This window comes from Streptomyces daghestanicus (genome assembly GCF_020521275.1).
Lineage (GTDB): Bacteria > Actinomycetota > Actinomycetes > Streptomycetales > Streptomycetaceae > Streptomyces > Streptomyces griseoviridis.
Genome location: NZ_BNDX01000007.1, coordinates 276,960 through 285,096 on the forward strand (window position 1 = coordinate 276,960; position 8,137 = coordinate 285,096).

General features: G+C 75.1%; 8 protein-coding genes. 3 read left to right on the top strand and 5 right to left on the bottom strand.

Going from position 1 to position 8,137, the window contains the following annotated elements; all coding sequences use genetic code 11:
• The first annotated feature begins 181 nt into the window (after positions 1–181).
• Together Sdagh_RS08575 and Sdagh_RS08580 are read left to right on the top strand one after the other, a co-directional pair.
• Positions 182–1,858, top strand: coding sequence for a PHP domain-containing protein (locus Sdagh_RS08575; protein ID WP_190078405.1), 1,677 nt, complete (start codon positions 182–184; stop codon positions 1,856–1,858).
• Positions 1,859–2,041: 183 nt separating this feature from the next.
• Positions 2,042–2,737, top strand: a complete 696-nt coding sequence (locus Sdagh_RS08580; RefSeq protein WP_189424038.1) for a L,D-transpeptidase family protein — start codon at positions 2,042–2,044, stop codon at positions 2,735–2,737.
• A gap of 135 nt (positions 2,738–2,872) precedes the next feature.
• On the opposite strand, the gene Sdagh_RS08585 is transcribed toward Sdagh_RS08580, so the two are convergent.
• Positions 2,873–3,838, bottom strand: a complete 966-nt coding sequence (locus tag Sdagh_RS08585; protein WP_190078404.1) for an NAD(P)-dependent alcohol dehydrogenase — start codon at positions 3,836–3,838, stop codon at positions 2,873–2,875.
• A gap of 99 nt (positions 3,839–3,937) precedes the next feature.
• Here Sdagh_RS08585 and Sdagh_RS08590 point away from each other — a divergent pair, with 99 nt between their 5' ends.
• Positions 3,938–4,618 (top strand): TetR/AcrR family transcriptional regulator, encoded by a 681-nt coding sequence (locus Sdagh_RS08590; RefSeq protein WP_190078403.1) that lies wholly within the window; start codon positions 3,938–3,940, stop codon positions 4,616–4,618.
• Between the two features lie 78 nt (positions 4,619–4,696).
• Here the strand turns inward: Sdagh_RS08590 and Sdagh_RS08595 are convergent, their stop codons facing one another.
• Genes Sdagh_RS08595 through Sdagh_RS08610 form a run of 4 tightly spaced genes read right to left on the bottom strand, consistent with a single transcriptional unit; the run spans position 4,697 to position 8,127 of the window.
• A complete protein-coding gene (locus Sdagh_RS08595; protein ID WP_190012151.1) occupies positions 4,697–5,446 on the bottom strand; it encodes a hypothetical protein in 750 nt (249 codons plus the stop codon).
• Between the two features lie 27 nt (positions 5,447–5,473).
• Entirely contained in the window at positions 5,474–6,352 is an 879-nt protein-coding gene (locus Sdagh_RS08600; protein WP_189424054.1) for a TauD/TfdA dioxygenase family protein, read from the bottom strand.
• 37 nt (positions 6,353–6,389) lie between these two features.
• Positions 6,390–7,016, bottom strand: a complete 627-nt coding sequence (locus Sdagh_RS08605) for a hypothetical protein (protein WP_226534872.1) — start codon at positions 7,014–7,016, stop codon at positions 6,390–6,392.
• A gap of 16 nt (positions 7,017–7,032) precedes the next feature.
• Positions 7,033–8,127 (bottom strand): GSCFA domain-containing protein, encoded by a 1,095-nt coding sequence (locus Sdagh_RS08610; protein ID WP_190078402.1) that lies wholly within the window; start codon positions 8,125–8,127, stop codon positions 7,033–7,035.
• Between the last annotated feature and the right edge of the window lie 10 nt (positions 8,128–8,137).

Below are 8,137 nucleotides of genomic sequence, written 5' to 3' on the forward strand. Positions count from 1 at the left end.
TTCCCGTGGCCGTACCACGGTCCCGGCATCGTCCGGCGGGTGGGCGGCGGAGGACCGGCCGGAGCGGCGTACGCCCGACCGCGCCGGGGACGGCCGCCCGGCACCCGCGCGCACCGCGGGTCCGCACCCGCCGCCCGTTCCTCCGCCCCCGCGCCGGCACATCCGAACAGCAGAGGACCTCATGACCGAGCAGCAGTTGCCCGCCTGGGCCGACCCGTCCGTCTCCCCCGCCGGACTCGACGCGCAGGGCGTGTCCCGGCGCCGGCTCCTGCGCCGGGCGGGCCTGTTCGGCGCCGCGTTCGCCCTCGCTCCGGCCGCCCCCGCCCTGGCCGCCGGCGGCGGTGGACGGAGCCGGCCCGGCGGCGAGGACCCGGCCCTGGCCTACCTGGTCGGCGACCACCACGTCCACTCGGTCTACAGCCACGACGCCAAGTACACGTTCTCCCAACTGGCCGCCGCCGGCGCCCGGTACGGCCTGGACTGGATGGTGTTCACCGAACACTCCAACACCGGCCACGCCGAGTACGGGGCGGCGCTGGAACACCGGGAGATCCAGCGGGCCCGCGCGCAGAACCCGCGTCAGCTCGTCTTCCAGGGCCTGGAGTGGTACATCCCGGCCGCCGAGCACGCCACCGTCTTCACCGCGCCGGGCCGCCACGAGACCGACCTGCTCACCCGGTTCGAGCGGCTCTACGACGGCAAGCTGCTCGGCTACGACAAGGGCGGCGCCGCCGACCCCGACACCGCCCGCAACGAGGCCCACGCCGTCGCCGCCCTCAAGTGGCTGGCCCGGCAGCGCCGTTCCGGCCGGGTCGACGACGTGCTGGTCCTCGCCAACCATCCGCTGCGCCTGGGCATCGACTCCCCGCACGAGCTGCGCGCCTGGCGGGACGCCGCACCGGAGATCATGATCGGCATGGAGGGGTCGCCGGGCGCCCAGGGCGCGGCGACACCGGGCCTGCGCGGCGCCACGTCGGTACGCGGCGAGTACGAGAACAAGCCGTCGGCGCAGTCCTGGCCGGGCTATCCGGCGGACGCCTACGTCACCTACGGCGGCTTCGACTGGGCCACCGCGACCGTCGGCGGCCTGTGGGACTCGATGCTCGCCGAGGGCCGGCTGTTCTCGGTGACCGCCAACTCCGACGCCCACCGCGTCGTGCACGACACCCTGCGCAACGGCGACTGGGCGCCCGGCCGGACCTTCGACAACACCGGGAAGCTGCCCGACCCGGTCGAGACGGGCACCGCGCAGCCGGGCAGCGACTTCTGGCCGGGCCAGTTCAGCCGTACCCATGTCGGTGTCACCCGCTACGGGTACCGGCAGGTGATGGCGGGCCTGCGGGCCGGGCGGGTCTGGGTCGACCACGGGCATCTGCTGGACGGCCTGGAGGTGCGGGTCCGGCGGGCCGGCGACCGTGGCCGCGGCGTCACCCTGGGCGGCCGGCTCCGGGTCCGCCGCGGTGAACGGGTCGTCCTCGACATCACCGTGACCAGCGCCTCGCGCCCCAATCCGCACGGCGTGCTGCCCGAACTCGCCCATGTGGACGTCGTGCGGGGCGCCGTGCGCGGCCCGGCCGCCGACCGGGACGCCTGGCGGGCTCCGGACACCCGGGTGGTGCGCACCGAGGACGTCACCGGCCGCAAGGGCACCTACACCCTGCGGGTCCCGCTGACCGCCGGTGCGGAGTCCTTCTACGTCCGGCTGCGCGGCAGCGACGGGAACCGGCACGCGGCGGGCCCGCTCGGTGCCGCGGTCGACCCGCACGGGCCGGTGGCGCACGCACCCGGTGACGGCGACCCGTGGACCGACACGTGGTTCTACACCAACCCGGTCTTCGTGGACGTGCTGGGTTCCTGACCGTCCGCCTCGCCCCTGCGGCCCGGCGGGGGAAGGGGCGGCCCAGGGCCTTTGTCACCGTTGCGTCGCGATGCGCGGCGGTGGGCAACCAGCGCCGCCCCTCGGGGGTCTAGCAGTCGGGGAACCCGCCCAGGGCGGTCTTCCGCCCGCTTCGACCGCTTCCGAGGGAAAGGCTGACCGGCCATGGGGGACACACGCAGACGGGGCGCCGTCGCACTCGGGGTCACCGCACTGGTGGCACCGCTCACGCTCGCGCTCGGCGCCACGCCGGCCCAGGCGGCGAGCTGCACCACGCAGACGGGCCCGTACCAGAAGAAGGTCGAGAAGTTCCTCGGCCGCCCGGTGGACGGCAAGCAGTCCGCCGCCGACTGCAAGGCGATCCGCGCCTTCCAGACCAAGCACGGCATCCAGCCGAACATCGGTTACGCGGGGCCCGTCACCTGGGGCGTGATGGACCTCATGCAGAAGCAGAAGGCCGTCGGGAAGAAGCCGAACAAGGCGGGCAAGTGCCCGGTCGACAAGGGCCGTATCGCCTGCGTGAACCTGACCCTCCAGATCAGCTGGATCCAGGACGGCAAGAAGCTCGTGTACGGTCCGGTGCCGGTCCGCACCGGCCGCGACGGCTACGAGACCCGCACCGGCCTCAAGAAGATCTACTGGCGGAACATCGACCACCACTCCACCATCTACGACGTGCCGATGCCCTACAGCCAGTTCTTCGACGGCGGCCAGGCGTTCCACTCGGTCGGCGTCAGCATGTGGAACCCGCCGGGCTCCCACGGCTGCGTCAACATGACCAAGACCACCGCGAAGAAGTACTGGTCGCTGCTGAAGAAGGGCGACGACGTGTACGTGTACGGCCGCAAGCCGGGCACCTGACGGTGACGGGCGACCGGCCCGGCTGACCGCGCTCCGCCGTGCCCCCCGGGGCCCCTCGACCGGAGGGGCGCCGGGGGGCTTCTCCGTCGGACGGTCCGCGCCGGGCGTGGCCGGGCCGCGGCCGTCCACCGGGCGTTACGCGACCCTGACCACGTACTTGCCCCGGACGCCGCCCGCCTCCAGCGCCCGGTGCGCCGCCGCCGTCTCCTCCAGGGGGAAGACCGTGTCCACCGCGGGCCTCAGCCTGCCCTCGGCCACCTGGCGGGCGAGGTCGTCGAGGTGCGTCCGGGTGGGGTCGCCGCTGAAGAAACGCACCCGGCCGGGTCCGTGGACCGCGCTGGCCGCGAGGTACCCGAGCGACGTCACGGGCCGTCTCAGGTCGAAGGCGATGGTGACCATGCGCCCGCCGGGCCTCAACAGCCGCCGGAAGGCCCGCAGATCGGTTCCCGCGGTGTCCAGGACCACGTCGAAGCGGCCCAGTTCCGCCGGCCGGACGGCCCGGTGGTCGACGGCCTCGTGCGCGCCGAGGCCGCGGACGAAGTCGAGGTTGGCCGCACGGGCGAGGGCGGTGACCTCGGCGCCGTACGCCCGTCCGAGCTGGACGGCGGCGTTGCCGACGCCGCCCGCCGCGCCCCGGACGAGGAGCCGTTCGCCGGGGCGCAGCCCGGCCTTGTCCCGCAGCGCGGTGACGGCCGTGGTGGCCACCGGAAGCGCGGCGGCGGCCACCGGGTCCAGGCCCTCGGGGAGCCGGCCGACCCGCTCGGCGGGCACGGCCACGTACTCGGCGGCGCTGCCGAATCCGGAGGTGCGGCCCAGGACCCCCCAGACCCGGTCGCCGGCCGTGAACCGGGTGCCGCCGGCACCCGGTACGGCGACCTCGCCGGTGAAGTCCAGGCCGACGCGCTGGGGGAAGCTCCGGCCGCTCAGGAGGCGGAGCCGGCCGGACCTGACCGCCAGTTCGCCGCCGTTGACGCTGAACGCGCTCACCTTCACCAGGACTTCGCCGGGGGCCGGCTCGGGGCGCGGCACCCGGGCCGTGTAGAGCACCTCGGGACCGCCGTAGCGGTCGTAGAGGACTGCCTTCATCATGCGGTCGTTCATGGATCTGCCTTCTCCGCCGGGTCGGTGGGGGAACTGGCACCGACCGTAGGCTCTCCGGTGGACCCGACCGTCCGCCCGGACCGGAAGCGAGAGACAGTCATGGCCGAATCCTCTCGGATCACAGCCCGCGACGGGGTGCGGGCGGACGCCCGGCGCAACCGGGAGCGCATCCTCGTCGCCGCCCGCGCGGTCTTCGCGGAACGCGGGATCGACGCCCCGATGGCGGCCGTGGCCCGCCGGGCCGGGGTCGGCGTGGCGACGCTGTACCGGCACTTCCCCACCCGGGACGCCCTGGTCCGGGGCGCGTACGCGCAGCAGATGGAGACCTGTGCGCGGGCGCTCACCGAGGCGCTGGCCGCCCCCGACCCGTGGCAGGGTTTCCGGCACCTGGTCGAGACGGTGTGCGCCCTGCAACGAGAGGAACGCGGGTTCCCGGCCGCGTTCGCGGCGGCCTTCCCGGAGACCACGCCGGAACTCGCGCGGGCGCGGCAGCGGGCCGAGCGGGACGTCCTCACCCTGGTCCGCAGGGCCCAGGCGGCGGGCTCGCTGCGGGCCGACTTCCGCCCCTCCGACCTCGCTGTGGTCCTGCTGGCTCACTGCGGCCTGGTGACCGCCCTGCCGGACGACGAGGCGGCGTCCCGGCGCCTGGTGGCCTATCTGCTCCAGTCGTTCCGCGCCGGCCCGGCCGGCGCGCCGCTCCCTCCGCCGGCCGCGCTGTCCCTGCGCAGTCTGCCGATGGCGGCCGGCGGCCGTCCGGGGCGGGGGTTCCCCGGAGCCTGACCCGAGGAGGCCCTGGTGCGGGGCGGCCGGCCTCCTCGGCCGGCGGTCCGGCGCGTCCCGCGGGTGCCCGAAGGAGGGTCAGCCGCCGGAGCGGGTGCCGGGCGGGCCTTCGGCCAGCAGGGCCGAGAGGGCGTCCGCCAGGCGCGGGGCCGCCGAGGTGGCGCCGCGTGCCGCGGCCGCCCGGACGACCGTCCGTACCTGGGCGGCGGGGAAGGTCTCCGCGTAGGCGCGGGCGTCGGCGGCGGCGAACGCCTCGGCCAGGAGCGGCGCCAGGGCCGAGGCGTGGGCCCGGGCGCCGGCGTGTGCGTTGGCGTCGGTGCTCAGGCCCGCGTAGGTGTGCCCGTAGGCGTCGGCGTCGGCCGGGGAGAAGCCGTTGGCCAGCGCGTAGCCGTGGGCGCCTTCGTAGGCGTCGGCCCGTGCGCCGGCCCGGTCGTAGGCGGAGTCGTACAGCAGGAGCAGGACCGGGTGCAGAGCGGCCGTCCAGGTGTCCTGTCCGGCGGGAGCGCGGTGGGCCGCCGCGCGGTGCAGGCCGGCCAGGGCGGCGAGCGCGGAGCGGTCCTCGGGGTGGGTCGTCATGAGGAGGGGCAGCACGGTGTGGGCGTACCAGGCGTGCGCGGTGCCCAGGGTGGGCGCGGGGGCCGCGCCGTCGAGGGCGCCGCGCAGCCGGGCCGCCCAGTCGTCCGCGGTGTCCGGCGGCAGGTGTTCGTGCAGGGCCACGGCCGTCTGCCACAGCCAGTCCGGCACCCCCGCCCCGGACAGGGCGGGAGGGCCGGCGGCCGGGGTGCGCAACGCGGCGCGGAACGCGTCGGGGTCCGGGGTCGGGGGCATGGACGTCTCCGTCTCGTCCGGGTCCGGTCAGGCGTGCAGGGGCCGGCCTTCGATGGCCACCCGGCGTCCCTCACGGGTGTGCGGGAAGTAGTCCCACACGGCGTGGTGCTGGACGCTGCGGTTGTCCCAGAAGACCAGGGTCCGCTCCTGCCAGCGCACCCGGCAGTGCAGCAGTGGGGTGCGGGCGACGTGCGCGTACAGCAGGGAGAGCAGGGCGTCGCTCTCGGCGCGGGAGAGCTGGGTGATGTGCGAGGTGTAGGGGGCGTTGACGAAGAGGAGTTTGCGGCCGGTCTCCGGATGGCGTACGACGACGGGGTGTTCGGTGCGCGGCACGTCGTACTCGGGCGGCGGGGTCTGGCCCGCGGCGGTCCAGGGCAGGGCGCCGTCGTGGAGGGCGGTGAGGCCGTCGAGGAAGCCGCGCATCGCCGGGGAGAGCAGGTCGTGGGCGAGGTGCATGTTGGCGAAGAGGGTGTCTCCGCCGACGTCGCCCTCGGGCATGGTGGTGATGTACAGCATGGAGCCGAGGGAGGGTTCGGCGTCGGCGGTGCCGTCGGAGTGCCAGCCGTTGCCGGCGACGGCCTTGGACTCCTTGGTGGCCTTGATCTCCAGGATGTGCGGGTCGGAGCCCTCGGCGGGCAGGGTCACCGGGTGCAGGTCGCCGAAGACACCGGCGAAGCTCTTGTGCTGCTCGGGAGTGAGGTCCTGGTCGCGGAAGACGAGGACGTGGTGGGTGTGGAAGGCGTGCCGCAGTTCCTTCTCCTGGGCCGGGGTCAGGGGCCGGGAGAGGTCCAGGCCCGCGATCTCCGCGCCGAGCACGGGGGTGAGGCGGGTGAGGGAGAAGGTGTCGTAGGAGGGGGCGGGGCGGGTCGCGAGGTGGGCGACCGCTTCGAGGGCGTAGGGCTCCATGGGTGTCTCCGGGTGCAGGGGGCGAAGGGGCGGGCGGTCACAGACCTCGGTCGAGGAGTTCGGCGAGGATCAGGCGGCCGAAGGCGGTGTTGCCGTGGATCGTGTCGTCCCGCTCGCAGAAGGCGGGGCGTTGGTGGCCGGTCTCGTCGGTCACCCGGTGCCGCAGGTCGACCGTCTCCACGCCGCGGCGGGTGAGTTCGGCCGCGATGACGTCCTGGGCGGCGAAGAAGACGGCGGGGTCCGCCATGGCGGGGACGCGCTGGGGCGGCAGCGGGGCGAGGACGCGCAGGCCGAGGGCGGCGGTGTGGTCGTAGAAGGTGAGGGCGCCGCGGACGGTCGCCGTCACGAGGCGGGCGAAGAGACGGCTGCTCGGGAAGCCGGGCGGGAAGGCGCCGTGGCGGTCGCGGTGGACGTCCCAGTTCTGCCGGGTGGCGACGGTGTGGGCGCTCAGGCCGAAGGTGCAGACGAGGGGGACCGGCAGGCCGGCCAGTGTGGTGACCTCCAGGGTGTCGAGGGCGGCCCGGTACAGCCGCTCGGTGTCGGCGGCGTGGAAGGTGAGGCCGCCGGCCGCGCCGGTGTCGCAGAACGGGCCGAGGAAGTCGCGGCCGGACCCGACGGGGCCGCCGGCGAACGGGAGACCGGCGTCCCGCGCGGCGCGGCCCACGCAGCCCGCGTGGGAGTCACCGAGCAGGAGGAAGCGGGCGCGGGTTGTAGTAGTCGAGGACGGCGTCGTCACACCAGTGCTCCTCTCCGGCGGTGGCGGTGGCGGTGGCGGTGGTAGTGGCGGGGGGCGTGGGCGTGGCGGGTGCGGGGGCCTCCGGGTGGGGCTGGAGGGCCCGGAAGAAGTGGGTCATGACGAAGCGGACCCCTTCGGGGGTGACGCCGCGCAGGTTCGGTTCGTAGAAGGCCGCCCGGTAGGGGAAGCCGGTGACGATCTCGTACGACGGGAAGTAGTCGACGTCGCCGTCGTCGTCGGCGAGCTGGCCGGCCGCCGCGCGCAGGACGGACTTGGAGTGGCTGGTGGCGACCAGGACGTGGCGGCCGGTCGCGGTGGCCGTCAGGGGCACGGGGGACACGGTCAGGACGATGCGCAGGCGGGGGTTGGCGCGGCGGGCCAGGGCCAGGGTCCGCGTCAGGTCGCGGTGGACGTCGGCCACGGTGTGCCGGCGCAGCACGTGGCGGGCGGGGTCGAAGGTGCCGCGCAGGGTGCCGGGGCACACCGGCAGGGCCGTGCCGGTCTCCTCGTCGTACCAGACCTCGGTCAGACCGAGGGTGAAGACGAGCACGTCGGCGCGGGTGAGGGCGGTGCGGACGGCGGCGAGGGTGACCTCGCGGGAGCGCAGCAGGTCCTCGGGGGTGGCGAAGCCGGCGGGTTCGACGGCCGGGCGCCAGGGGTCGTACCAGGCGCCGTCGTGCTCCCAGACCTCCTCGGGCGGTGCCGTCTCGCCCAGTGCCCAGGCGACCCACTGGTACAGGGCGGCGGCGGAGTAGATGTTGCCGGTGCGGAAGGAGAAGCGGCGGTAGCCACGGGCCGACTGTTCGGCGCGGGTGAGGCCGGGCGGGGGCGGTTCGGCGTCGTACCAGTGCATGCCCTGGTCGAGCAGGGCGCGTCCGATGTGGGCGGCGAAGCAGGAGCCGGCCGTGATGACGGGGTCGTCCGGTCCGACGGTGAACTTCGGCGTCCACAGGTCGGTGATGTCCAGCGGGTCGGGTTCGGCGACGGCGGTGCGCCAGAAGGACCGCGCGGGAAGGCCGGCGTAGGGGTGGGACGGCACGGTCTCCTCC